This is a genomic window from Massilimicrobiota sp. An142, from assembly GCF_002160725.1.
Classification (GTDB): Bacteria; Bacillota_I; Bacilli_A; order Erysipelotrichales; family Coprobacillaceae; genus Allocoprobacillus; species Allocoprobacillus merdigallinarum.
In genome coordinates, this window is the sequence record NZ_NFLD01000015.1 from 1 (window position 1) to 24,363 (window position 24,363).

General features: G+C 30.5%; 30 protein-coding genes. 21 read left to right on the plus strand and 9 right to left on the minus strand.

Translation table 11 applies throughout. From position 1 onward, the window contains the following. From B5E87_RS07655 to mfd, 4 genes are all read left to right on the plus strand, one after another. A partial coding sequence (locus B5E87_RS07655; protein WP_275112305.1) for a PhoU domain-containing protein occupies positions 1-346 on the plus strand: 346 nt, incomplete at its 5' end. A gap of 172 nt (positions 347-518) precedes the next feature. Next, the gene (gene pulA / locus B5E87_RS07660; protein ID WP_087244337.1) at positions 519-2,615 is read left to right on the plus strand and encodes a type I pullulanase; all 2,097 of its coding nucleotides are present in this window, start codon (positions 519-521) and stop codon (positions 2,613-2,615) included. A gap of 9 nt (positions 2,616-2,624) precedes the next feature. Continuing rightward, on the plus strand, positions 2,625-3,179 hold the full coding sequence (gene pth, locus B5E87_RS07665; protein WP_087244338.1) for an aminoacyl-tRNA hydrolase: 555 nt from the start codon (positions 2,625-2,627) through the stop codon (positions 3,177-3,179). Positions 3,180-3,192: 13 nt separating this feature from the next. Next, positions 3,193-6,636 carry a transcription-repair coupling factor gene (gene mfd, locus B5E87_RS07670; RefSeq protein ID WP_087244339.1) on the plus strand — a complete coding sequence of 1,148 codons (3,444 nt, stop codon included), beginning with the start codon at positions 3,193-3,195 and terminating at the stop codon, positions 6,634-6,636. A 38-nt stretch (positions 6,637-6,674) separates the two neighbouring features. Here the strand turns inward: mfd and B5E87_RS07675 are convergent, their stop codons facing one another. From B5E87_RS07675 to B5E87_RS07685, 3 genes are all read right to left on the minus strand, one after another. Then, entirely contained in the window at positions 6,675-7,127 is a 453-nt protein-coding gene (locus tag B5E87_RS07675; RefSeq protein ID WP_087244340.1) for a dUTP diphosphatase, read from the minus strand. 54 nt (positions 7,128-7,181) lie between these two features. Continuing rightward, positions 7,182-7,742, minus strand: coding sequence for a manganese efflux pump MntP (locus B5E87_RS07680; RefSeq protein WP_087244341.1), 561 nt, complete (start codon positions 7,740-7,742; stop codon positions 7,182-7,184). Between the two features lie 98 nt (positions 7,743-7,840). Next, the gene (locus B5E87_RS07685) at positions 7,841-8,437 is read right to left on the minus strand and encodes a YigZ family protein (RefSeq protein ID WP_087244342.1); all 597 of its coding nucleotides are present in this window, start codon (positions 8,435-8,437) and stop codon (positions 7,841-7,843) included. Positions 8,438-8,538: 101 nt separating this feature from the next. Here B5E87_RS07685 and B5E87_RS07690 point away from each other — a divergent pair, with 101 nt between their 5' ends. The 10 genes from B5E87_RS07690 to B5E87_RS07735 all read left to right on the plus strand — a co-directional run bounded on the left by B5E87_RS07690 (position 8,539) and on the right by B5E87_RS07735 (position 18,353). Further along, the gene (locus B5E87_RS07690) at positions 8,539-9,402 is read left to right on the plus strand and encodes a DegV family protein (RefSeq protein WP_087244343.1); all 864 of its coding nucleotides are present in this window, start codon (positions 8,539-8,541) and stop codon (positions 9,400-9,402) included. 12 nt (positions 9,403-9,414) lie between these two features. Next, entirely contained in the window at positions 9,415-9,687 is a 273-nt protein-coding gene (locus B5E87_RS07695; RefSeq protein ID WP_087244344.1) for a hypothetical protein, read from the plus strand. Between the two features lie 50 nt (positions 9,688-9,737). Beyond that, positions 9,738-10,793, plus strand: coding sequence for a hypothetical protein (locus B5E87_RS07700; protein WP_087244345.1), 1,056 nt, complete (start codon positions 9,738-9,740; stop codon positions 10,791-10,793). Between the two features lie 215 nt (positions 10,794-11,008). Beyond that, positions 11,009-12,067, plus strand: coding sequence for a hypothetical protein (locus B5E87_RS07705; RefSeq protein ID WP_087244346.1), 1,059 nt, complete (start codon positions 11,009-11,011; stop codon positions 12,065-12,067). A 132-nt stretch (positions 12,068-12,199) separates the two neighbouring features. Continuing rightward, complete coding sequence (locus tag B5E87_RS07710; protein ID WP_087244347.1) at positions 12,200-12,802, plus strand: hypothetical protein; 603 nt, start codon at positions 12,200-12,202, stop codon at positions 12,800-12,802. Between the two features lie 9 nt (positions 12,803-12,811). Then, positions 12,812-13,807, plus strand: a complete 996-nt coding sequence (locus tag B5E87_RS07715; protein WP_087244348.1) for a helix-turn-helix transcriptional regulator — start codon at positions 12,812-12,814, stop codon at positions 13,805-13,807. Positions 13,808-13,824: 17 nt separating this feature from the next. Then, positions 13,825-14,508 (plus strand): response regulator transcription factor, encoded by a 684-nt coding sequence (locus tag B5E87_RS07720; RefSeq protein ID WP_340640774.1) that lies wholly within the window; start codon positions 13,825-13,827, stop codon positions 14,506-14,508. After that, complete coding sequence (locus tag B5E87_RS07725) at positions 14,501-15,484, plus strand: sensor histidine kinase (RefSeq protein ID WP_087244350.1); 984 nt, start codon at positions 14,501-14,503, stop codon at positions 15,482-15,484. Before B5E87_RS07720 ends, B5E87_RS07725 begins: the two co-directional genes overlap by 8 nt. Positions 15,485-15,586: 102 nt before the next feature. Beyond that, positions 15,587-16,345 carry an ABC transporter ATP-binding protein gene (locus B5E87_RS07730; RefSeq protein ID WP_087244351.1) on the plus strand — a complete coding sequence of 253 codons (759 nt, stop codon included), beginning with the start codon at positions 15,587-15,589 and terminating at the stop codon, positions 16,343-16,345. Between the two features lies 1 nt (position 16,346). Next, on the plus strand, positions 16,347-18,353 hold the full coding sequence (locus tag B5E87_RS07735; protein ID WP_087244352.1) for an ABC transporter permease: 2,007 nt from the start codon (positions 16,347-16,349) through the stop codon (positions 18,351-18,353). A 67-nt stretch (positions 18,354-18,420) separates the two neighbouring features. Here B5E87_RS07735 and B5E87_RS07740 read toward each other — a convergent pair whose 3' ends face one another. From B5E87_RS07740 to B5E87_RS07755, 4 genes are all read right to left on the minus strand, one after another. Continuing rightward, entirely contained in the window at positions 18,421-18,768 is a 348-nt protein-coding gene (locus tag B5E87_RS07740; RefSeq protein ID WP_241147149.1) for a DUF2200 domain-containing protein, read from the minus strand. A 70-nt stretch (positions 18,769-18,838) separates the two neighbouring features. Continuing rightward, a complete protein-coding gene (locus B5E87_RS07745; RefSeq protein ID WP_087244354.1) occupies positions 18,839-19,990 on the minus strand; it encodes a site-specific integrase in 1,152 nt (383 codons plus the stop codon). Between the two features lie 362 nt (positions 19,991-20,352). Next, a complete protein-coding gene (locus B5E87_RS07750) occupies positions 20,353-21,240 on the minus strand; it encodes a type II toxin-antitoxin system PemK/MazF family toxin (protein ID WP_087244355.1) in 888 nt (295 codons plus the stop codon). 30 nt (positions 21,241-21,270) lie between these two features. Continuing rightward, positions 21,271-21,921, minus strand: coding sequence for a LexA family protein (locus B5E87_RS07755; RefSeq protein ID WP_087244356.1), 651 nt, complete (start codon positions 21,919-21,921; stop codon positions 21,271-21,273). Positions 21,922-22,054: 133 nt separating this feature from the next. On the opposite strand from B5E87_RS07755, the gene B5E87_RS07760 reads away from it, so the two are divergent. Beyond that, positions 22,055-22,282 carry a helix-turn-helix domain-containing protein gene (locus tag B5E87_RS07760; RefSeq protein ID WP_087244357.1) on the plus strand — a complete coding sequence of 76 codons (228 nt, stop codon included), beginning with the start codon at positions 22,055-22,057 and terminating at the stop codon, positions 22,280-22,282. A gap of 172 nt (positions 22,283-22,454) precedes the next feature. Here the strand turns inward: B5E87_RS07760 and B5E87_RS15395 are convergent, their stop codons facing one another. After that, the gene (locus B5E87_RS15395; RefSeq protein WP_087244358.1) at positions 22,455-22,619 is read right to left on the minus strand and encodes a YjzC family protein; all 165 of its coding nucleotides are present in this window, start codon (positions 22,617-22,619) and stop codon (positions 22,455-22,457) included. 77 nt (positions 22,620-22,696) lie between these two features. On the opposite strand from B5E87_RS15395, the gene B5E87_RS15015 reads away from it, so the two are divergent. After that, complete coding sequence (locus tag B5E87_RS15015) at positions 22,697-22,864, plus strand: hypothetical protein (RefSeq protein WP_158095572.1); 168 nt, start codon at positions 22,697-22,699, stop codon at positions 22,862-22,864. Between the two features lie 2 nt (positions 22,865-22,866). Here the strand turns inward: B5E87_RS15015 and B5E87_RS07770 are convergent, their stop codons facing one another. Continuing rightward, positions 22,867-23,079: a hypothetical protein gene (locus B5E87_RS07770; protein WP_087244359.1), complete on the minus strand. Its 213-nt coding sequence runs from the start codon at positions 23,077-23,079 to the stop codon at positions 22,867-22,869. 170 nt (positions 23,080-23,249) lie between these two features. Here B5E87_RS07770 and B5E87_RS15020 point away from each other — a divergent pair, with 170 nt between their 5' ends. Genes B5E87_RS15020 through B5E87_RS07780 form a run of 5 tightly spaced genes read left to right on the plus strand, consistent with a single transcriptional unit; the run spans position 23,250 to position 24,363 of the window. Then, positions 23,250-23,417, plus strand: a complete 168-nt coding sequence (locus B5E87_RS15020) for a hypothetical protein (protein WP_158095573.1) — start codon at positions 23,250-23,252, stop codon at positions 23,415-23,417. Positions 23,418-23,425: 8 nt separating this feature from the next. Further along, entirely contained in the window at positions 23,426-23,776 is a 351-nt protein-coding gene (locus B5E87_RS07775; protein WP_087244360.1) for a MerR family transcriptional regulator, read from the plus strand. Between the two features lie 55 nt (positions 23,777-23,831). Further along, a complete protein-coding gene (locus tag B5E87_RS15025) occupies positions 23,832-23,987 on the plus strand; it encodes a hypothetical protein (RefSeq protein WP_158095574.1) in 156 nt (51 codons plus the stop codon). Beyond that, positions 23,974-24,117 (plus strand): hypothetical protein, encoded by a 144-nt coding sequence (locus B5E87_RS15030; protein WP_158095575.1) that lies wholly within the window; start codon positions 23,974-23,976, stop codon positions 24,115-24,117. The genes B5E87_RS15025 and B5E87_RS15030 overlap by 14 nt, the downstream gene beginning before the upstream one ends. Next, positions 24,118-24,363: a hypothetical protein gene (locus B5E87_RS07780; protein WP_087244361.1), complete on the plus strand. Its 246-nt coding sequence runs from the start codon at positions 24,118-24,120 to the stop codon at positions 24,361-24,363.

Genomic DNA, 24,363 nt, shown 5'->3' on the forward strand with positions numbered 1-24,363 from the left:
TGAAGACAGACGATTCTCACATGAAGCCATGGATGAGATAGGAATCATGAGCAGTCTTTGTGTCAATATACTAGATGAGCTGAGAATCATGAACTATGATGAGTTCAGTAGCATTGTAGACAAAGTTGATGTCATAGAAGAGAACATAGACAAGACACATCATCAGTTTACAGTGAATCAGCTTAAGAGATTAAAAGATAAAAAATGTACAACAGAGAACAGTGTTGTCTATACAAAGATTCTTACAGATTTTGAAAGAATTGGAGATCATGGATTGAACATAGCCGAAGGTTTCTATAAAGCAAGAGAAGCAATGAAAGCTATGAAGATGATAGAACATCAATAAAAAGCAGATATACCTATTGAAAGGTATATTTGTTTTTTTATATGACAATTGATATAAAGTATCAAACCTAAACAAGAAAAGTAAAGGGGTTACATTCTTTGATAGTTTTTTAGATTTGTTTATGTTATACTTGGAATGGTTAATAGTCGTATTAAAGAGAAAGGATGGTTATATGGAAGAAAGTGCAGTAAGGATGAAAGCTTATGCAGTTGCTTTTGATGAGATTAGAGTTTACTTATCTAAAGGATATTATAATGGCATTAGTAGCCAATTTTATATTAAAAATATTGAAAATGATGAATTGATACCATTGAATGGAGATTCGTTGAATAATAGTAGTCAGGACGGATTTCAGGAATATGTATTTCATACCAATTTTACAATGGGAAAAGTTTATAAGGTTGTTGATGCCTATGGTTTAAGCTGTTATTTAGATTTTTCCAAACTATCTATGTGTGAAGAATTTGATGAATTATATTTTTATGATCATAATGATTTAGGAAATCAATATACAAAAGAGAAAACAACATTCAAAGTTTGGGCACCACTTGCGACTGGTGTCATTTTGAAAGTCATGAAATGGAATGGGGAAACAGAATTGTTCCCAATGAAAAGGCAAAAAAAAGGTATTTATTTTGTTGAAGTCTGTGAAGATTTAGAATTGGAACAATATGTTTATTTAATCAGACATACAAACAGTTATGAAGTGACTTTAGATCCTTATGCTTATTCTTCATCATCAAATGGACGTGCCAGCATTATTGTGGATTTAGAAAAAGTACCATGTCGTCAGTTTGATTTACCAGTTTTAGAGAAAATGACTGATATGGTGATTTACGAAACAAGTGTTAGAGATTTTTCTATGTCTTCTACCAGTGGGATGAAAAATAAAGGAAAGTTTTTAGCTTTTACAGAATTAAATACATCAACAGATAGTGGAAATCCAACGGGATTAGATTATTTATCATGTTTAGGTATTACCCATTTACAGTTGATGCCTATTGCTGATTTTGCGACAGTTGATGAAAAGAATCCATTGGAACTATATAACTGGGGATATGATCCATTAGCTTATAATGTGACAGAAGGAAGCTATGTGACAGATCCAGACGATGGTTATATGCGTATTACTGAAGCACAACGAATGGTTGAAGCATTACATTCTAGAGGCATACGTGTTGTGATGGATGTTGTTTTTAATCATATGCATGATGTCAATATCAATGCTCTTGAAAGAACAGTGCCTTATTATTTCTTTAGAAGAAATGGAGATGGTAGTCTTTCCAATGGCTCATGGTGTGGTAATGATTTAAATACAACAGCACTGATGTGTCGTAAATATATTTTAGATATGTGTAGACGCTGGCAGGTTTTATATGGTATTGATGGATTCCGTTTTGATTTAATGGGTATCATTGACCAGGAAACAATGAAACTTGTAGATGCACAAGGAAAAGCTTTAGATCCTTCATTTGTTGTCTATGGTGAAGGATGGAATATGCCTACAGCTTTAGATGAAGAGATGCGTACAACGATTCAAAATAATTTGAAAACACCATATATTGGATTCTTTAATGATTTCTTTAGAGATACATTAAGAGGTACGAATCAGATGGAAACAAAAGGTTATTTTTCTGGTGATACGTATAAAACAAATGATGCGATGAAAGCTATTTGTAATTTAGATATGTTTGCGAAAATTACACAATCTATTAATTATGTAGAATGTCATGATAATGCGACATGTTATGATAAATTACAGATTTCGAATTATGATGAATCTGAAAAGATTAGAAAAAGACGTTCACGTCTGATGATGGCCGCAGTGATTTTATCGCAAGGTGTTCCTTTCTTGCATAGTGGGCAGGAATTCTTTAGAACAAAAGGTGGACTTTCTAATACATATAATGCTGGTGATCAGGTTAATGCATTAGATTGGAATCGTAAAGATATGGAAATTGATACAACTCAATTTGTACAGTTTTTAATTCACCTTAGAAAAAATAATCCTTGTTTTAGATATGGAAGTTATGATATGATACGTAAAAATGTGAAAACAGAAAATATTAATCATCGCATGATTAAATATTCATTACATCAAAATGAAGGAGAATATAAGGATTTTATCATATACTTTAATGCTTCTCTAGAAACACTTCAGGTTGAAGTGGAAGATGGTTTCCAACTTTTATATCATAGTGAAAAAGGTAAAATTTTAGATCATCAATTAGATGTGAATGGAGTTTGTCTAGCGATATTAGTAAGATAGGAGTTATATATGAAGTTAATCGTTGGATTAGGAAATCCAGGTAAAGAATATGAGAAAACAAGACATAATGTTGGTTTTATGGTGATGGATTGTTTAGCAGATGATTTTCATGTGTCTATAAATACAAAAAAATTTAAAGGTGAATATGTCAAATTAAAATATCAAGGGGAAGATATTATTTTACTCAAACCAATGACATATATGAATAATTCAGGTGAAGCCGTAAGTCAAGTCATGAACTTCTTTAAAATTGATGTCGATGATTTACTGGTGATTTATGATGATATGGATATGCCAACAGGCAAGTTACGTTTAAGACAAAGTGGAAGTGCTGGAGGGCATAATGGAGTGAAAAGTATTATTGCTCATGTAGGTACACAAAATTTTAAACGTATTCGCGTGGGTATTGATAAACATCCCCAAATACCTGTGGTGGATTATGTGTTAGGGCGTTTCACCAAAGAGCAGCAGCCACTTATTGAAGATGGTATTCAAAAAGCCACGCAAGCTGTTCAGATGATGCTTGATAAAGATTTTGTAGCCGCAATGAATGCTTTTAATTAGGAGATGAAAAGATATGAAGAAGATTATTCAGATTTTAAAAAATAATTCAGCATATCTTGCAATGAAAAAAGGAAAAGGCGAGATTGTTGTATCTCACGCTAGCGATGAGGCGATTCTCATTGCTAGTGCTTTTTTCGCTTGTCCCAAAACAATGCTGGTGATTAAAGATAGCTTATATCAGGCACAGCTTTTATATCAGGAGCTGTATCCTTTGTTGCATCAAAAAGTCGCTTTCTTTCCAAGCGATGAATCATTACGAGTAGAAGCTTTGGCTTCTTCTCAGGAATTAGTTGGAGAACGTATTCATACTTTGTCATTATTACTGCAACATCAGCCAATCGTTGTGATTTGTCATACTCAAAGCTATTTACGTTATATACCACATCCTTCTCTTTTTGAAAGTTCTCAGTTACATTTATCTGTAGGTATGACCATTGATCCTTTGACATTAAGAGAAAAACTTATCCGTAGTGGATATCAGATGATACAACGTGTTGATGAACCATTTTACTATTCAAAACGTGGTGGGGTTATAGATGTTTACTCTATCCAATATGAGAATCCTATTCGTATTGAATTTTTTGATGATGAAATTGAAAGCTTACGTTTCTTTGATAAAAATACACAACGTTCTTTAGAAAATGTTCAGGAAGTCACAATCTTACCGGCGACCGATCTGCTTTATGATGATCAGGAAATAGAACATGTGATTTCACAGATTGAAACATTACAGAGTCAAACACAGTGTCCTGATTATCAGGATGATTTGGATGAAGAAATTTCTATTGATATAGAATCTATTAAGAATCATGATTATTCATCTCGTCTTTATCAGTACATGGGATTGTTTTCATCATCAACGTCATTACGTTGTTATTTTGATGATGTGCTGATTGTAACATCAAGTCAGGAAAAAATAAAATCGGTCTATAATCAGTACGTAGAAGAAACATTCTACTATTCTCATGAATTACAAGATATGGGGAAAATGGTAAAAGGATTGTCATTATTTCAAAGTTTAGATTCATTATTAAAAAAGACAGATATTGACTTTGTTGATTTTAGAACGAATGACAAACAAATTTCCTTTTTAACAAGAGAAATTCAATTACCACTATTGAATGAAAATCAATTGATTCAACAAATCAAAGATTATCTCATTCAAAATAAAATCCTTATGTGTCTTGAAAATAGTCATCAGATTCAAATGATGACAGATTTATTGGATCAATATCATCTCTCTTATGCCTTGGTAGGTCATGATGATCATATTTATCAGGGAATTAATATTTATATGGGTGATTTATCAACAGGTATAGATTTTTGTGAAGAACATGTGATCCTGTTGACAGAAAAAGAGTTATTTAAGGTTAACAGTCAAAAGAAAAAAGGCTACATTAAATATAAAGATGCAAAAGTCATCAATGATTATACGGAATTAAATATTGGAGATTATGTTGTTCACGATGTCAATGGAATTGGACAATATATGGGTATTAAAACACTGGAAGTCAGAGGTGTGAAAAAAGATTACTTGTATATTGCCTATAAAGGAAATGATACTTTATATATTCCCGTAGAAAATTTTAAACTGGTACGAAAATATGCTTCCAGAGATGGGAAAGTTCCAAAAATTCATTCTTTAAATAGTACAGAATGGCAAAAAACAAAACAAAGAGTCAGAAACAAAGTTGATGATTTGGCAGATCGTTTAATTGAAATATATTCACAAAGAATGAAACAGCCAGGATTTGCATTTCCTAAAGATGATGCTATGCAAATACAGTTTGAAGAATGTTTTGGTTATGAACTGACACCAGATCAAAAAGAGGCTGTCAAAGAAATTAAAGCTGATATGGAAATGCCACGACCTATGGATAGATTGTTGTGTGGAGATGTTGGATTTGGGAAAACAGAAGTGGCTTTACGTGCCTGCTTTAAGGCTATTTTAGGTGGTAAGCAAGTGGCTTTTCTATGTCCTACAACGATTTTATCTTCACAGCATTATCATACGATGGTTACTCGTTTTGAAAATTTTCCAGTCACTATTGCTTTATTAAATCGTTTTACAACGACGAAACAAAGAAAACAGATTTTAAGTGATTTAAAGGAAGGAAAGATTGATTTATTAGTTGGGACACATCGTATTTTATCAAATGATGTTGTTTTTAAAGATTTAGGATTATTATGTATTGATGAAGAACAGCGTTTTGGTGTTAAACAGAAAGAAAAAATTAAAGAAATCAGAAAGACAATAGATGTTTTAACTTTAACTGCTACACCAATTCCAAGAACTTTACAAATGTCTTTAATGGGAATTCGTGGATTATCACAAATTGAAACACCACCGTTAAATCGTTTGCCAGTACAGACTTATGTCATGGAAAAAAGCAATCAGCTTGTCAAACAGGTGATTGAACGTGAACTTGGGCGAAAAGGACAAGTTTTCTATTTACATAATCAGACAGCCAATATTGAAAGTGTGGCTAATGAAATTGCCAGATTGGTTCCACAGGCAAAAATTGGTATTGGACATGGGCGTATGAGCAAAGATGAACTTGAAAAGGTGATGCAGGCTTTTGTAGATAAAGAATATGATATTCTGGTTTGTACAACGATCATTGAAACCGGTATTGATATTCCTAATGCCAATACCATTATTATTGAAAATGCTGATCGTTTTGGTTTATCGCAGCTTTATCAGATTAAAGGACGTGTTGGTCGTAGTGAACGTTTGGCTTATGCATATTTATTGTATGCAAAGAACAAGCAAATGAATGAAGAAGCAACGAAGCGTTTAAAGGCGATTAAAGAATTTGCACAATTAGGTAGTGGATATAAGATTGCTATGCGTGATTTATCTATTCGTGGATCTGGTGATATACTAGGAGGAGAACAGGCTGGATTTATTGATACAGTTGGTTTTGATATGTATATGAGGATTCTTCAGGAGGCTATTGAAGAAAAAACGGGAGAGAAAAAAGAAGAAAAAGAAGTGCCTGTTCAAAATGTCAATGTTGATGGTTATATTCCTGAAAATTATGTAGAAAATGATATGGAAAAATTAAATCTTTATCAACGTATATATAAAGCGCAACATTTAACACAGTTACAATCTTTAGAAAAAGAATTAAAAGATTTATATGGAACATTGCCTAGAGAAGTGAATAATATTGTATTGAAAAGAAAATATGAAATTTTATGTACACAGCCTTTCATTGATGAAGTCAAAGATGCAGGTGGATATGTTCAAATCATGTTGACACAGGAATTTTCAGCCCATATTGCAGGTGATCAGCTTTTTGAATTGGTTAATCGTTTATTTGATAAACCACAGTTAAAATACATTAAAAATGAAATTGTGATTATGATTCAAACAATCGGTCAATGGTTACCACATACAATAGAATTATTGAATGAATTAAAGAAAATGGATGAGCAATCACGACATCAGTGATTGCTTTTTCATATAAAAAAATCCTCATAGAATGAGGATTAATCATTTTGATAATTATCAATGATTTCATCAATATCAATACCTAATTTAAAACCTAATGTAAAATAATCATCAATAGTATTTTGATAGTCTTCACTAGAGTATTGTTTTTGAACATTTAAAATAGATTGATAAATCTTGAAAAATAAAGAATAAAGATCTTGATTTTCAGGAATTTCTGTATGATTTTTAATACTATCAATACGTAATTCATAACCAATAGACATTAACATCGTTAAACCTTCAAGATAGTTTTCTAATAACTGTTGATGATTGACAGGTTCTTCTTTTTCCCAAAATAAATAACATCTTGATTCAAGTGCAACTTCAGATAAATCATGTAAAAAAGATAAGATCTTTTGATTGATTCTTGTTGTGTTTAATATTTCATTTTTAGCGACTTGAATTTCTCTATTGATATAGACTTGATATAATTTTGCGACATCATTCATAATTTTTCACCTCTTATCTATTATCTTACCTCAATATGAATAAAATTTGAATGATTAACCAAAAATATGAAGGTGTTCTAATAAAATCTTAATACCCACACCTATTAAAATAATACCACCAGCAATTTCAGCTTTAGATTTATATTTCATACCACAGACATGTCCAATTTTCACACCTATCATTGAAATCACAAAAGTTGTACAGGCAATGATAGAAACGGCTGATAAAATATTGACATTTAAAAAGGCAAAAGTAACACCAATAGCTAAAGCATCAATGGAAGTAGCAATTGCTAAAGGAATCATGACTTTAGGTGAAAATTCTGTATTACATGTTTCTTCATCCTCAAACGCTTCTTTAATCATATTGATTCCAATTAAAGCTAATAAAATAAAAGCAATCCAATGATCAATACTTTCAATTTTATCTTTAAACTGAATACCTAATACATATCCTAAAAATGGCATAAAGCCTTGAAAAAAGCCAAAATAACCACCACAAATCAAAGCGTGTTTGAGTTTAAGCGTGCGTGTTGATAACCCTTTACAGATGCTCACCGCAAAAGCATCCATGGATAACCCGACACCAATGATCAATATTTCTAAAAACCCCATACGTCCTCCTTGTAATAAAAAAGACATGACTGTTGAGCGTACAGACAAGTCTTATTGTTTTCATCATATTCAAATTATAACAACTTTGCATATAAGTGTCAAACATCTTTTGGGATATAGTCACTGCCTATTTTTTTAGCTTGAAACTGATTGTTTGTGAAATCTTGAATCATATCCAGAAAATCAAGATTACGTAAATAACATTGATAAGAAACTTGTTCCTGATATTGAATATCTATACACTTGATGTGATGAACTTTTAATAAATGCTCAAGTTTACGTGTATATGTATAATCAACTGTTATATTATATAAATCAACCAGTTCTTTTTCAACGATATGAGCGACTTTAAGGGCTTCAGCTACACTTTGGCTATATGCTCGTGTTAAACCCCCAGCGCCAAGTTTAATGCCACCAAAATATCTGGTCACAATCGCTATCATATTTGTTAAACCTTGCATTTTCAAAACATTTAACATAGGCATACCCGCCGTTCCAGATGGTTCACCATCATCATATGCTCTTTCATGAGGACCAATAATATAGGCAACACAGTTATGTGTAGCTTGTGGATCGCTATATTTTGTAATCATATCGTTAGCCTGTTCAATTTGACTACAGGGAATCAAATGGCAAACAAATTCAGATTTTTTAATAACTAATGTATGGCTTGTATAATCTTCAATAGAAATCATGATGTCACACCTTTCTTTCTTTATTATATATGATTTCATTTTATTGTCAAAAGTGTTATAATAATGAGAGAAAAATTAACTTTTGGAAGCGAGGGATTGAGATGGCTAAGATTGCAGTATTAGCTGATAGTGGCTGTCAAATAGAATTAAATCAATATGAAGATCAAGGTATATTTATTGTGCCTTTATGTATTACGATGAAAAATCATACGTATTTAGATCAAAAAGACATTACCAGTTTGGAAGTTTTTGAAACTATGGAAAAAGAGGATATCATGGTCATGACTTCTCAGCCTGCAACAGGGGAACTGGTCAATATTTTACAAAGAATCAAAGATGCTGGTTATGATGAAGTTATCGGATTACCCATTGCGACAGGATTATCATCAACTTTAAATGGGATGAAAGTTGCTGGAGAAATGGTGGGTATTCCAATCACTTTAATTGATACAAAAGGAACTGCAGGCAATCAAAAATATTTAGTATTCACTGCTGCCAAATTGATTCAAGAAGGTAAGAGTGTTGGTGAAATTCAAGATATTCTTGAAAACATGATTGAACATTCTGGAACGATTATTATGGCCCCTAACTTAGAACATTTAAAGAAAGGTGGTCGTATTACGCCAGCAGTGGCATTACTTGCCAGCATGTTGAAAATTGTTCCAGTGATGGAATTAAATTATGACTTGGGTGGTAAAATAGATGTACTTGGAAAAGTCAGAACCTTATCTAAAGCCAAAGCTACACTTGTGAATCGCATGGTCGAATTAGGTGTCAATGCTAAGGAATATAAAGTCACAATTGAACATGTCTTATGTGAAAGTTCAGCTTTAGAAGTGAAACAGATGGTTTTAGAAAAAATTGGAAATGTTGAATTAGAGTTAAGAGAACTTCCAGCTGTTGTTGGTGCCCATATGGGAGTTGGAGGTATTGGTGTACAATATATCAAAAAATATACAGGATAGGAGAATGAACAAATGCCTTTATTTGATGATCTCACAAAAAAAGCAGCGAAATTGACAGAAGAGGCTATTGATAAAACACAGGAATTAGCTGGTACTGCCAAATTGAAGCTTAAAATGAAAAATTTAGAATCTGATCGTGATGATGTTTTTCGTGACTTAGGAAAATATTATTATCAACAAATTCAGACATCAGGTGTTGTTGATGAAGAAGTCATGGATATGTATCGTCATATTGAAGAATATAATCAAAAAATTGCAGAATTAAAACAATTACTAGACGAATAAGCTGAGGAAACTCAGCTTTTTTTGATATAATGAAAGTAGAGGTGATATGTATGAATATCAAGATGAGAAACTTGGCTATATGCATTGGTGGAATTTTTTGTATAATGAATTTAAATAGTGAATATCATTTCACTTATATGAATACTATACAGCCGTTTCTTTTTATCTTCTTTTTCATTTGTTTATTCTTTTTTAAAGAAAGTATCCTTTATCCCATATCAGGCTTATTAATGGGAATAGGTATTGATTATTCTTTAATTCAGGGAATCATCAATAATCCTTCTACAGTTCCTATTATTTTTGATAGTATTTTATCCCTATCTTTTATTCTTTATTTTATCATCATGCTTTTCAAAAAGAGATGGAATCGTCAAAATCAAAATATGGAATTATCTCAAGATATTCAGCACAAAAACTTGCCTGGAGATGGAACAATATCTCATCCATATAGATTAGATATTGATCAGACGCTTACCATCAATGATGAAATAGAACATCAATATCATAAAGTGATGTATGCACTCAATGGTGGAAGTCAAGAATACGAAGATTCAACATTTGGTTTTAAAGATAAGGTATTGGTAGGAAAAAAACATCTCCAACAAGATTATGGTGGTTTTTGGAAATATGAAAGTGATATGCCTGCTTTAAAGGAAAATGGAACCCTTTGGATGAAAGGTGTCGTTTATCTTTCGCATGGTGATGTCAAAAATATATATCAGATGCTTTGTGATGATCATCTGTGGCAAATGATTCAAGAAAATATATCACATGTGTTAAACTTATCCTATAAAGAGAGTTATCAATTTTTAATAGACAATCAGATTCCACAAGATGCTGCCAAGAGTTTGTTGAAAGTTATTGCTCAAAAAGATAATATATTTGATCAAGATATCATAAAGTCATTTATTAAATTCAGTTTTCAAAAAGAAGATTACCAGGAAGCAATGGAACATCAGGATGGAATGATTTATTGTGCTTATTGTATCTATTATTATGATAACTGGTTTTTACAAATGAGAGAAGGCGTATGGAAAGTGAAACCAACTCTTTATGAACCATCTCTTTATTATGGAAAGGGTACTTATCAACCATTTGAAAAATAATCGTATAATAAAATCAATATTTAATAAAGATATTTCAATAGAAAGCAACAATGAGTATTGTGGGTAATATTCATTGTCTTTTTTATAAGGAAATTAAGAAAGTGATTATTAAAAATATTTTTATTATAAATAAATCATAAAAAATTATTTTAATATCAACTTTTGCTTTTATGTCTTCAAAATATTTGTTATAATGTAAGAGAGGATGAGTATATATGAATAGAAAATGGTATTTTTTAGAGTACGTAGGAGCTCTTATATGTGCATTTATGGCTAACGTTGAATATCAATTTTCATATATGAATGGTATTCATTTATTATTGTGGATCATTTATTTTGGAGTATTTCTTTATTTTAAAGAACATATTTTCTATTGTGTGTTGAATGTTTTGATGGCTTTAAGTGTATGTCTTTCATTAATCATAGGGATAATAACGAATCCACAGCCTGTTTGTATTATCTTTGATTCTATCATGATGATGTTTTTACTTGTTTTAGCCATTGTTTTGTTTATAAAAAGAAGAGCTGTCAATCCAAATAATCAAATTCTTAATGAACTGAAATATACAATACGTGATGGAAATGGAACGGTGGAACATCCTTATATTCTTGATGAAAACACTCTACCTCCTCTATGGAAAGAGATGATTGATGAACAAAATCATAAAGTCAGTTATGCTTTAAATGGGGCAGGACGAGAATATAAAGATTTCTCATTGAATATTGAGGATTATATTTTGGCTGGGAATAAACATAAAAAACAGGAGCTGGGTGGCTATTGGATTTATCAAAGTGATATGCCTGTGTTTAAAAATGAAGGCACATTATGGATAAAAACAGTGATTTATTTATCTTATCCTGACTGTCAGTTATTATATGAATTATTGAAAGATTATAAACAGTGGCAGACCATTCAAAAAAACATTTTATCTTTATCCAAGATGTCATATGAAGAGGGGTATTCTTTATTAAGAAAACATCAGATATCCAAACAACATTGTCAAGTGTTATTCAAAATCTTAGGTATGACAGATCATATATTGAGTCCATCCGTGATTTTAGATCTTGTTAAAAATAAGTTTCATTTATCACGCTACCAAGAAGCCATGGAATATCAAGAAGGTATGCTCTATTGTGTATATTGTTTTACATATCAGGGACAATGGTTTCAATGTATTCTTGAGGATAACTGGAAAATCTATCCTATACTTTATGAACCATCTTCTTATTATGGCCAGGGTATTTATCAATCATTTGGACAAGATTTTGTATAAAGCAAAATCTTTTTCTATATATAAAAAAATAAAAAAAGTGTTTTAACTCCGTTTTTTAGGTGTTAAAATAGGTATAAAGTCATCTTCAAAATCATAAAATGGGTATAATGATAATACAAGGAGATGACATATATGAAAAAAACTTATCAAAAACAAGAAATGATCACTTTTGTTCAAAAGAAAAATTATGTATTAGAAATTATGAAAGATTCATCTATATTGGAGTTATTTGCCAGTTGCTTACATGAAAAAGAATTGAGTCATTTATTACATGATAAAAGACTTTATCAACAACTTTTTATAGCTGCCTTAAGACATTTATATCAGGCGCAGAATTATCAGGATATGGAAAATGATTTAATGATGATGAATAGTTTGTTTTCACATCAGGATTATTTGTTGTTGAAAGAAGATATTTTTAAAAAAATAGCTAAAAAAACAATAACATTACAAGAATATTGTGTGATCCGATATCTGATTCCTTTTGAGAATATGTCTTTTTCTCAAGTCATTTCTATTCTTGAACATCAATATCATGTAGATACACTGGATTGTGCTAAAATATGTCTATTGGAAGATGAATATCATTTAGCCTATCAATATTTACTGCAACTAGATGACTGCCAGGATGAAGTTGTCTTAGATTTACTTTGTAGCTACAGCATGAGAGACTATCTTTCATTAATGCGTCATTACAACAGGAAGAAAAGTTATCAGCTTGTTATGAGTCATTAGGAGTCTATTATGGGAAAAAGAATGTTTTATGTACTGAAGATGATTTTACAAACGCCAAATAAAGCCATTACAGCTTTAGAAATACAGGAAGCTTTAATGAAACAGGATATGAAGATTGATATTAAAACTGTTTATTCTTGTATCAAACAAATCAATGATTTTTTTAATGGTTGGATAGGTAGAGATTTGATTATCTCTTATCATAAATTAGGTTATAGGATAGATGAAGATATATTTGAGGATGGTGAATTACAATTTCTATTAGATCAGATTGCCTTTCATCAGGATTTAAATAGAGAAGATCAGCAACATTTAGAAAAGAAACTTCTCACCCTATCTTCTTTTCATCAACAAAAACGTCTCGTCTTATTTCAACCAAGTGAACGTCAGCATTCTTTTTCTCTATTTATCAATTTAACAGTTATTATGAAAGCGATTGAACATCAAAAAGCTATTTCTTTTCAATATATTGATTATGATATTCAAAATCATCAATTCATAGAGGTGGCTTCACAAAGAGGGAATAAAGATGATCAATATATTGTTTCTCCTTATTCTTTAACTTCCCAAAATAATCATTATTATATGATTGCCTATAATGAAAAACATCCCCAGCAATTAACCAATTATCGTATTGATCGTATGCGTGCTATTCAGACTTTAAATAAAGGATATATCAATATTCAGGAACAATTTGATATCCAAAATGAAATTGAAAAGATGATGAATATGTTTATATCTCATCATCGTGATACATTGGTTATTGAATGCGATTATAAACAGTTAAGAGAGATGGTATCACGTTTTGGATTGAATATGCGAGTACAGCGTTTATATCAGGAACGTTTATTATTAACAATTGAAGATGTTTCTATTTCAGAAGGATTGATTGGCTGGATTATGATGATGCAAACTCAAATTAAAGTGATTTCTCCACAGTATCTACATGATGACATCAAGTCGCGTATAAAAGCTATGCACAACCTTTATCAAGATATGTTATAATGGAATTGGAGTGGGTGATGAAAATGCAAAAAATCATGATTGTCGAAGATGATGAAGTCATCGCTTTAGCAATTCAAAAACATTTAGAAACATGGAATTATGAAGTTGAAGTTGTGGATGATTTTGAACATGTTTTAGATCTTTATCTTCAAAAACAGCCAGAACTTATTTTATTAGATATTTCCTTACCTTTTTATAATGGATATCATTGGTGTGAACAGATTCGTAAAGTATCTTCAGTACCTATTATCTTTATTTCATCTGCCAATGAGAATATGAATATTGTCATGGCTATTTCTATGGGAGCAGATGATTTTATCACAAAACCTTTTGATTTTCATGTCTTAACAGCGAAAATTCAGGCGTTACTTCGTCGTACATATTCTTTTTCTAAATCTATGCAGGTTTTAACATATAAAGATTTGGTTTTAAATATCTTAGATGCAACTATTTCTTATCATCATCAGACTATTGAACTGACGAAAAATGAATTAAAGATTTTACAGGTTCTCTTTGAAAAATCAGAAGTATTTGTATCACGTGATGATTTAATGATGGCATTATGGCAAAGCAATGAATTTATAGATGATAATACTTTAAGTGTGAATATGAATAGATTAAGAAAGAAATTAGATGATTTTCATATTGAACATCTTATTCAAACAAAAAAAGGATTAGGTTATAAGCTGGCTTATGAATAGATTACTGCATTATTTTTATGATAAAAAAGCTTTTTATATTCTCTATTTATCAAGCATTGGTATTTTTTGTCTGATTCTTTATTTATATAATGTTTTCATTGAAGCTGTCATCTATGCGACTATTTTATGTCTGGTTTTATTGATTGTTTATTTTGCGATTGATTATTTTTTCTATTATCAAAAAACGAAAAATTTAGAATCAATCTTTCAATTAGAAGATATGATTTTATTAGATTTACCACAAAGTTCTGGATATATTGAAACTCAATATCAATTATTGATTCATCAGATCCATCATTTATTAAAAGAAATGAAAGAACAACATGAAATACATAATCAGGATATGTTAGATTATTTCACTTTATGGGTTCATCAGATCAAAACACCTATTTTTGCATTAAGACTTTTAATTACATCTCAAAATGCTTCAACAAACGATATGCTCTTACAAGTTTTAAGAATTGAACAATATGTAGATATGGCTTTACATTATATGAAATTAGAACAGATTTCTTCTGATTTACGTATCAAACGTTATGATTTAAATGAGCTCATTCAAGATGTCATAAAAAAACAAGCCACTTTTTTTATTCAAAAGAAATTAACTTTAAAAATTGATCCAATAGATTTACAGGTTTTGACTGATGCCAAATGGTTGTCCTTTGTTTTGGAACAGATTTTATCCAATGCATTGAAATATACCAAAACAGGTGGCATACATATTTTTGTTGAAGATGAAGTTTTATATATTGAAGATACGGGTATTGGGATTAAACAGGAGGATTTACCAAGACTGTTTGAAAAAGGCTTTACAGGATATAATGGAAGAATGGATAAAAAAGCAAGTGGTCTAGGATTATATTTATGTGCTCGCATATTAAAGTATTTAGGACATCCTATTCATATCCAGTCAACTCAAGGAGTGGGAACAACAGTGATGATTGATTTTCATGTTAAGGATTTACAAGTTGAATAAATCTTACAGAAATGTAAGTTATAACAGAGAAATTGTAAGATAAATCAATGGTACATATTTCTCTTTTTTTATAAACTATAAGTGTACAAAGGAGGAGTTAAAATGTCATTACTGGAAGTTAAAAATTTAAAGAAAATTTATACAACACGTTTTTCCAATCAACAGGTACAGGCATTATCCAATGTCACTTTTAGTGTTGAAGAAGGTGAGTATGTTGCGATTATGGGTGAATCTGGAAGTGGGAAAACAACTTTATTAAATATTCTAGCTTCATTAGATCAGCCAACCAGTGGACAGGTCTTATTAAATGGTCAAGATATTACTCATTTAAAGGAAAAAGAAATCTCACAGTTTAGAAGAAAGAATCTTGGTTTTGTATTTCAGGATTTTAATTTATTAGATACATTTTCTATCAAAGATAATATTTTCTTACCACTTGTCTTATCTAAAGAACCTTATCCTGTTATGCAACAGAAATTAAAAGCTTTAGCACCAAAACTGGGTATTGAGGATTTATTAGAGAAATATCCATATGAAATATCTGGTGGACAGAAACAAAGAGTTGCTGTTGCAAGAGCGCTTATCACACATCCTCAACTTGTTCTGGCAGATGAACCTACGGGTGCCCTTGATTCAAAGTCAACGGATCAATTGTTGGAAATTTTTGATACAGTCAATCAGGAAGGGCAAACAATTTTAATGGTGACTCATAGTACCAAAGCAGCCAGCTATGCTTCAAGAGTCTTATTTATTAGAGATGGTGAAGTTTTCCATCAAATTTACAAAGGAAATCAAACGAATCAGCAAATGTATCAAAGTATTTCAGATACACTAACATTACTTGCGACAGGAGGGAAATAAAATGAAATCTTTCTTTTATCCCCGTCTGGCATTAACCAATCTCAAAAAGAATTCTAAGTTATATTTTCCATATTTATTAACAAGTTCCTTTACTGTCATGATGTTTTATTTAATTAATTATCTAGCATCACATAAAGGTTTAGAACTAATGGCAACGGGTTCAAGTACAATGCGGGTCATCTTGAATTTGGGAATTATTGTGATGGTTATCTTTTCTGTCATTTTCTTATTTTATATGAATAGTTTTTTAATGAAACGTCGAAAAAAAGAAATAGCCCTATACAATATTTTAGGGTTAGAAAAGAAACACATTATGATTATGATGTTGTGTGAAACCATCATCACAACATTGATTTCATTTGTTATGGGATTTCTTTTTGGTATTATTTTTAGTCAGCTGGTTTCATTAGTATTGATTCATTTAATGGGACTATCTACAACCTTGACATTTCATATTTCATGGTCATCTTTTCTAGTTGCCGTTATTGTCTTTTTACCTATTTATTTGGCTTCTTATCTCATTCATGTGATTCAAATTCAATTATCAAACCCTATTGAATTATTAAGAGGTTCTCAAAGTGGTGAAAAAGAACCGAAGACCAAATGGCTGATGACAATCATTGGTTTGGTAACACTTGGATTAGGATATTATATTGCTATTACGATTGATGATCCCACAACAGCAATGCTCTTGTTTTTTGTAGCTGTTATCTTGGTTATTATTGGAACCTATTGTTTATTTACTGCAGGTTCTATTACAATTTTAAAACTTTTAAAGAAAAATAAGCATTTCTATTATCAGACAAAACACTTTACTTCTGTGTCTCAGTTAATTTATCGTATGAAACAAAATGCTGTAGGACTGGCAAGTATCTGTATTCTATGTACATGTATATTAGTTATGTTATCAAGTACAGTTTCACTCTATTTTGGAATTGAAGATACAATTAAAGCTTATCAGCAGGATAGTTTTCAGCTTAAAGTTTATGGCTATGATGATGGAACATTGCCAAGTGATCAGGAGTTTGCAAAGTTTTATTCACAAATGCAGACTGAATTAGAGAATCATGATATTGGTATTGATAGTTTTATTCATACCAAAAGATATTCAGTCAGTGTACGTTTTGGAAATGACCATATTTTGGCAGAAGACGAATCTGGGGATTTTGTTGTGGGATATTTGGTAGGGATGACACAGGATGAATATAATCGTGCCTATCATCAAAATGTTCAATTAAGTGGTCAGAATATTTTAGTGAGCAGTAATTTCTTTGAATTTGGAGATACTTTAGACATAGATCAACAAAAATATCCAATTCAGGAAGTTGTGCATCAACCCTATTTATTACCTAATGAAAATCCTACTGCACAAAGAAATCTGATTGTCATTATGAAAGATGAAGAAGCTATTCAAGAGATGATGTCGTATTTCTTTGGAGATACTATCCAGCCAACAGAAAATCTTTCTATTGTATATCAGGATCAGTCTCAAGAAAAAGAAGCTGAAGACATATTAAGAAAGTGTTTAGATAACTTTTCCTTAGAAACAGAGACAGAACAGGGAGGCATTTCTTTCTATCGTTCTTCATTATATGAAGTCAGAATCATGTTGATGGAATTGTATGGAAGTTTATTTTTCTTAGGTATTTTCTTAGGCATCTTATTTTTAATGGCTACAATATTAATTATGTACTATAAACAGTTATCAGAAGGTTATGAAGATCAAAAACGCTTTGAAATTATGCAAAAAGTTGGAATGAGTACAAAAGAAGTGAAACAGACTATTCGTTCTCAAGTTTTAATCTTCTTCTTTTTACCACTGATAGCTTCAGTTATTCACATGGCATTTGCTTTCCATTTGATAACTTTGATGTTTAGTTATATTGTTTTGAGTGGAACAGAGGTGTTTATTACATGTACAATCATCTCAGTCATTATTGTGGCGATTGTTTATGCGATTGTCTATGTCTTTACATCAAGAACATATTATCGTATTGTTAAGAATTAATAGAAGATGAATGAATGTTCATCTTCTTTTTTTGAATAAAAAAAGAAGTGAAACAAAATTCACTTCGTTATTTTCTTAATATTTTATCTAAGCTTTTTCCTTTCGCCAGCTCATCTATCAGTTTATCAAGATAGCGTATATTTTGCATCATGGGATCTTCAATGGTTTCTAATTTGACACCACAGATACTACCTTTGATTAAAAATCTTTTTTCATTCAAACTTGGAGCCTGAAGAAAGAAATGTTTATAGTCTATAGGTGTTTTTAACATTGCATGAATCTGATCTTGAGAATAGCTTGTTAACCATTGAATGACTGTATCAACTTCTTCTTGGTTACGTCCTTTTTTCAATACTTTTTGAAGCAGTAAAGAATAGATTTGAGAAAAGGGCATCTGGAAGATTTTATGATTCATTATAACAATCCCATCTCAATTACTTTAAAACGATATATGTTTAAAAATATGTTGATTTTATCAGTGTTTTTTAATTTAACAGTTCTTTGTTTTTAATTTTTGACAGGTTTTTAACAGGTTTGTGAACATCTTCATTAAATATATCATTGATTGTTTCTAATGCAATTTCTTCTTTTAAATGTGTGTATATTCCTAGAGTTGTTTCTATTTTTTTGTGTCTAAGAATACGTTGGGCTATTTTCGGATTGACATCATTTTCAAATAATCTTGTAGCCATTGCATGTCTTAACTGATGGAAATATATGTGATTTCCTGTTACCTTGGAATAATATGCCATATTACCAGAGAGATTCCCTGGCTTGATGTATTGTCCTGTATCGGTGCATATAAGAATATCAAAATGATGGTTTTCAAGATATTTAAGAAGTTTAGTCTTAAGCTGATATGGCATGGGGACAGTGTTCGTAGATTCATCTGTTTTTGTGGAGCTTATATAAAGAGTGTTTGAGTCATAGTCATATTCTAATGTTTTATTGATATAAATTTGATTGCTTTCAAAATCAAGATCATGGACATCTAAAGCAAACACTTCACCTATTCTTGCACCTGTATAGTATCCAATCCATAATGCCATTTCATATTGTTTTTTAAAAATCATGTTCTTGCTGTTTCTGATTCTATTAAGATAATCGTTAAAGATATCTTCAGATACTGGTTCTCTCGGTTTTGCGTCTTTCTTTCCTAAATTTATTTTTGCCTTGTATGGATCCTTAAGGAAACCATTTATATAGGCAAATTTAAAAATATTATTAAGTAATCTAAGACATATATCTTTTGATCCATATGACAAAGTGGTTATTGTATCAAATTTTATTTGAACCAGATAATTATCAATCAAAGCGATTTTATATTTTCCAAATAGTGGACCAATATAATTTTTATATTTATTTTCATACATTTGTGCAGTAGATTTTTTTATAGGTGCACTTCTGATATAGAGTTTAAATACTTCGTCAACAGTAATTGGATTAATCTTATATACTTCTCCACTGGTAAGAAGCTCAGATTTTTTCAATGTTTCATGATTTAAAGCGTCTGTCTTTTTTAAGAATCCGCCTTTTATATATGTCTTTTTTTGACCATATTTATCTGTATAGTCAAAGTATACCTGATATGTATATCCTTTTGCTGCTTTCTTGCTTTCTCTTTTTCTAATACTCATAAAAACACGTCCTTTCTTTTTAAGATTGCCTTAGACGTGCTTTATGTGTTAAAATAAAGTACGTAAAAGGACTTTGGTTAGTTGTTTTACAATGAGATGAGGTATTGGTAGTACCTCGAAAAGTTTACTGTTGGTAGCAGTAGACTTTTTAAATTATTTTCTATTCCCCTGTTGGTAGCGGGAGAGTTTTTTGCAATACTTTCTTCTTTACAAATACGAAATCAAAGAGAAGAACATAAATAACAATATAAAATAAAAACCTGTTGTAAATACAACAGGTCACATAAACATTGGCCCTATAGACCACTATAATAATTTCATAGAGGCTAAAACCTCTCTACACCTGTAGTATAAACGTTTGATTACAAAAAGTCAATATCAAAATTTTCGTTAAAAGGAATTGTTGTAAATCTTTTTATAATTTCAATATCAATTTTTTTCATAGATTCTTGTGATATGTATATTTTACCTATTGGATCAAATTGATTTATTGGTTTCATTATTTTTAACTTGCTAATTGTTTGTATGTTTTGTATCATTGCATAACTATTTTTTCCTTGATTTTTATCATATTTTTTAGCAGCTTCATTTATAATATTAAGATTTTTTAACAAAATTTCACGTTCATTTTCAAACTTTATTTCTTTTTCTGTTAAGTCATTTAATAATATTTTACTTTCGTTACAAATTTCAATAAATCTTTTATCCTTTGCCAGATTTTCTTTGTTATAAGAGTTTTCTTTTTCTAGTTCTTTTAATAGCACAACATTTGATTCTAATTTTTTTAATATTTTATCTCCATCAATTTTTATGTTATACCATTTTTTTACGTCTGGTAATATATGATCTATGGTGTATTTTACTGTTGATGTATTTACTAATTTATATATATCATCCTTTAATGGAAGATATATTTTTTTATTTTTTGATGATAATGGAACTACAGTTAAAACAGAATTTTTGGGATGATCTGATTTACTCAATACAATTGCAAAATGATTTCCAGATAGTTCATTTCCAATGTTTATACCAAAATTAACTAAAACAATGGCTCCCCTTTTATATATTTGAAATTTTGCTTGATTCGTATTGTTGTTTTCATGTTCAAATGAGTTTGATTGAAATTGTAAATGATAAGGCAAATATTTAAATTTTTCGATTTTTGTATTCTGAACTATATTTAAAAATTTTTTACAGGCAATTTCAGAGATTAAGACTCTATTTTTTTGAATTTTTGATTTTATTGTCATTTTATTCCTCCCTATTTTCTAATATATTGTTTATATCACATCACTTTGAAAAGCAACAGCCTTTCCAATTACTCTTACTTTTTCAAGTTCTTCACCTGTTAAAACAATATCCTGATACTTATTATTTTCTGGTCTAAGAATAACCATGTTTTGTTCTTTATAGTAGTAAAAACGTTTTAATGTTGCTTCATCATCTATAATAACAACAGCAATCTCTCCATTGTTTACAATGTCCTGTTTTCTTACGAATACTATATCACCATCATGGATCCGTGCGTTGATCATACTGTCACCTTTGCATTGCAGACAGAAATCAGCGTGAATATCGGTTCCAACCATAATATAGCTTTCTCTATCTTCATCAACGTATATGGGTTCACCACATGCAACACTTCCTAGAAAAGGAAGTTTTATTTTGTCTATTTTATAGATGTTATTAATATAATCGCTATCATCATTTGATTTATCTTCTACTAAATCTGATTTTAAAATACCTAAATAATCAGCTAGAATCTGTACTTTATCCATTCTCGGATATTTTTTACCGTTAACCCAATCTGATACTGTACTAGATGTAATATTCAAGTCATTAACAATATCAGCTTGAGTTTTTTTGTGTATGTTTAATTGATATTTTAAATTTTTAGAAAAAATATCTTTTTGTTTCTGTTTAGAATCCATAGATATCACCTTACTTTCTATATTAAGAATATCACTTTTAGCGTATTAAAACAATAAAAACATGAAAAAATTTCCGTTTTAAGTTGACAACACGCTTAAAGCGAGTATAATTATTGGCGAGGAGGTGGTTAAAATGCAATTAACTTTAAAAGCATGGAGAGTAAATAGTGGTTTGACAATTGCTGAAGTAGCTGAAAAACTAGGGAAAACAGAAAGAACTATTCAGAATTGGGAGAGTGGGACCACTATTCCAGATAAAGGTAATTTAGATAGTTTAGCTGAAATATATAAAACTACTATTGATCATATTTTTTTGGCTGACAATCACGCTTTAAGCGAACGATATGACTTATACAAGTAGAATAAAACAAAGAAAGGGTGAATACAATTATTAAACATTACATAACAAAATATGAAGAAAATGATGAATTGTATGTTGAATCATGGATTCAAATAAATCTATTTGGATATGTTTGGTGTTTTTCTAGGAGAAGGATAAAAATTCCCAAACAATAAATGCTTGGGATAAAAGGTTATATTTTTTTCCATTTTCTACCTTTTTCTTGAGTTGGTGGTAATCTGTCGCCTTTATCAATTTTCACAGTTCTAGGTTTAGACACTTCTCCACCACGAGGACCAACTTCTCTATATTTTCCCGGAGTTTGATTGTCGGTACCTGGCTTAATAAGTTTTGGCAATATTACACCTCCTTTCAAAGTGATTATATCACAGAATAAGAAGGACAAAGAGAAACAAAAAAAGAAAGGGTGATTGAATGGATAAAAAACAATTGTATCCTTATGCAAAGGAAGTTCATGAAGAAACAGATAGTAAAAAAATAGCATCATATTTAAGCAACCAGAAAGAAGAATGGATTGCAGTGAATGCTATTTTTGACAAAAAGAATGAATTATTAAAGGTTGTTTTGATTAGGTTGAAATAATCTTACATTTTTACAGGGATAGATGGTTCATTACCATTGCGTTTGTCCCAGCCAAGAACATATATGGTTATGCAATCGCAATTGTTTTCATTAATGCAGGTTGTAAAAACATTTAATAGTTTCCATTTTTTCATTAAGTACCTGTTGCAACGTTCTTCATCTGCTACTTCAATAACCCTAATGATATTAGGATAAAAAAGTTCATATTCATTCATGTTTTAAACCTCCTTTCATGAAAATTATATCATGCTAGGGAGTAAATTTAGCAAACAAATATTAAAGATTATCGACAAGTTTATTTTAGCAGATTTTGGAAATTGAAGTTTTCAAAAATAGTGTTTTAACACCTGAAAAGAGGAGTTAAAAACAGAAAGTAGGGAAAATCATGAAAAATAAAGATATCTTAGATCACTTGAAAAAAGTTAGAAACATCGAAGGTATTCAGCAAAAAATGTTAGAGGAATATGAACTTCCTGATGATATGGAAATCACAGATAGTATGATGCTTGGTTACTTGCTAGGTTATATCAACAGGATTCTTGAAAGGGGGTGAGCAGAAAAATGGAGGCACCAATAGAGATTAAGATAAATTCTCAAGTTTTAGAAAAAATCATTATCCAGAGTTTGGAACAAAGTATACCTGTTAATAAGAATCAGAAAAATGACAGTGAGTATCTAAAATGTGTTGGTTCAAAGGATACCATGGAAATTCTAGGAATAGGAAAAAGGGCATTTGAGAATCTTGTATGCAGTCATATTCTTGAACCGATGCAAATGGGCAGTGGCTTTAAAATTCCATTGTGGCAGTTAGAAGAATTTCAAAAATCATATAAGGGTATGGATTTATCAACCTATGAAAAATGCGTAATTGCAAAAGAAAAAGTCGATGCGGCAACATCGACCAAAGATTAATTAAAAGTGAAAATTAATCACCTTTATTATAGGTGGTTAGAAAGGGGAAATCAAGATGAAAGTATACATGATTGTATTTGTGATTACATTTGTATCAACTTTATTAGCGCCTATTGCAGGAATCTATAATGGAAATTTATCGTTGCTATTTGGAACGATTGGTTTTATATCAGCGATGATACTTGGAGGTATAGAAAATGAAAATGAGTAGACCAGATCTAGTTGTCCCTTATCAGGAATTGCCATTGAGAGATAAATTATATCCTTATATTTTAACAACAGCCATAGTACTGGCAACTGTAGTCGCAGTCATTATGGCCAGTGTGAAAGGAGTGGGGTAAATGGAAAAGGAATTCAAAAAGGGACAGCTGGTAGCCTACTGTCCAACAGATGCAAGAGGAAAAATCTATAAAGTTGAAATTGGAGTTTTCAGCAAATATACAAAGGACAAAAGGGGTGCATTCATCTGGTATCACATGGGAGGTACATGTGCTTGTACTCCAATAGAACACTTATACCCAGTAGAAAATGACAACTATATTGTCATTGGACATACATTCAACAGCTTAGATAAGGAGAAAATATAA

Excerpts from the sequence above, each read along its gene's own strand:
- pulA (WP_087244337.1), top strand. The coding sequence starts at position 519 with ATGGAAGAAAGTGCAGTAAGGATGAAAGCTTATGCAGTTGCTTTTGAT.
- pth (WP_087244338.1), top strand. The coding sequence starts at position 2,625 with ATGAAGTTAATCGTTGGATTAGGAAATCCAGGTAAAGAATATGAGAAA.
- mfd (WP_087244339.1), top strand. The coding sequence starts at position 3,193 with ATGAAGAAGATTATTCAGATTTTAAAAAATAATTCAGCATATCTTGCA.
- B5E87_RS07675 (WP_087244340.1), bottom strand. The coding sequence starts at position 7,127 with ATGAATGATGTCGCAAAATTATATCAAGTCTATATCAATAGAGAAATT.
- B5E87_RS07680 (WP_087244341.1), bottom strand. The coding sequence starts at position 7,742 with ATGGGGTTTTTAGAAATATTGATCATTGGTGTCGGGTTATCCATGGAT.
- B5E87_RS07685 (WP_087244342.1), bottom strand. The coding sequence starts at position 8,437 with ATGATTTCTATTGAAGATTATACAAGCCATACATTAGTTATTAAAAAA.
- B5E87_RS07690 (WP_087244343.1), top strand. The coding sequence starts at position 8,539 with ATGGCTAAGATTGCAGTATTAGCTGATAGTGGCTGTCAAATAGAATTA.
- B5E87_RS07695 (WP_087244344.1), top strand. The coding sequence starts at position 9,415 with ATGCCTTTATTTGATGATCTCACAAAAAAAGCAGCGAAATTGACAGAA.
- B5E87_RS07700 (WP_087244345.1), top strand. The coding sequence starts at position 9,738 with ATGAATATCAAGATGAGAAACTTGGCTATATGCATTGGTGGAATTTTT.
- B5E87_RS07705 (WP_087244346.1), top strand. The coding sequence starts at position 11,009 with ATGAATAGAAAATGGTATTTTTTAGAGTACGTAGGAGCTCTTATATGT.
- B5E87_RS07710 (WP_087244347.1), top strand. The coding sequence starts at position 12,200 with ATGAAAAAAACTTATCAAAAACAAGAAATGATCACTTTTGTTCAAAAG.
- B5E87_RS07715 (WP_087244348.1), top strand. The coding sequence starts at position 12,812 with ATGGGAAAAAGAATGTTTTATGTACTGAAGATGATTTTACAAACGCCA.
- B5E87_RS07720 (WP_340640774.1), top strand. The coding sequence starts at position 13,825 with ATGAAAATGCAAAAAATCATGATTGTCGAAGATGATGAAGTCATCGCT.
- B5E87_RS07725 (WP_087244350.1), top strand. The coding sequence starts at position 14,501 with ATGAATAGATTACTGCATTATTTTTATGATAAAAAAGCTTTTTATATT.
- B5E87_RS07730 (WP_087244351.1), top strand. The coding sequence starts at position 15,587 with ATGTCATTACTGGAAGTTAAAAATTTAAAGAAAATTTATACAACACGT.
- B5E87_RS07735 (WP_087244352.1), top strand. The coding sequence starts at position 16,347 with ATGAAATCTTTCTTTTATCCCCGTCTGGCATTAACCAATCTCAAAAAG.
- B5E87_RS07740 (WP_241147149.1), bottom strand. The coding sequence starts at position 18,768 with ATGAATCATAAAATCTTCCAGATGCCCTTTTCTCAAATCTATTCTTTA.
- B5E87_RS07745 (WP_087244354.1), bottom strand. The coding sequence starts at position 19,990 with ATGAGTATTAGAAAAAGAGAAAGCAAGAAAGCAGCAAAAGGATATACA.
- B5E87_RS07750 (WP_087244355.1), bottom strand. The coding sequence starts at position 21,240 with ATGACAATAAAATCAAAAATTCAAAAAAATAGAGTCTTAATCTCTGAA.
- B5E87_RS07755 (WP_087244356.1), bottom strand. The coding sequence starts at position 21,921 with ATGGATTCTAAACAGAAACAAAAAGATATTTTTTCTAAAAATTTAAAA.
- B5E87_RS07760 (WP_087244357.1), top strand. The coding sequence starts at position 22,055 with ATGCAATTAACTTTAAAAGCATGGAGAGTAAATAGTGGTTTGACAATT.
- B5E87_RS15015 (WP_158095572.1), top strand. The coding sequence starts at position 22,697 with ATGGATAAAAAACAATTGTATCCTTATGCAAAGGAAGTTCATGAAGAA.
- B5E87_RS07770 (WP_087244359.1), bottom strand. The coding sequence starts at position 23,079 with ATGAATGAATATGAACTTTTTTATCCTAATATCATTAGGGTTATTGAA.
- B5E87_RS15020 (WP_158095573.1), top strand. The coding sequence starts at position 23,250 with ATGAAAAATAAAGATATCTTAGATCACTTGAAAAAAGTTAGAAACATC.
- B5E87_RS07775 (WP_087244360.1), top strand. The coding sequence starts at position 23,426 with ATGGAGGCACCAATAGAGATTAAGATAAATTCTCAAGTTTTAGAAAAA.
- B5E87_RS15025 (WP_158095574.1), top strand. The coding sequence starts at position 23,832 with ATGAAAGTATACATGATTGTATTTGTGATTACATTTGTATCAACTTTA.
- B5E87_RS15030 (WP_158095575.1), top strand. The coding sequence starts at position 23,974 with ATGAAAATGAGTAGACCAGATCTAGTTGTCCCTTATCAGGAATTGCCA.
- B5E87_RS07780 (WP_087244361.1), top strand. The coding sequence starts at position 24,118 with ATGGAAAAGGAATTCAAAAAGGGACAGCTGGTAGCCTACTGTCCAACA.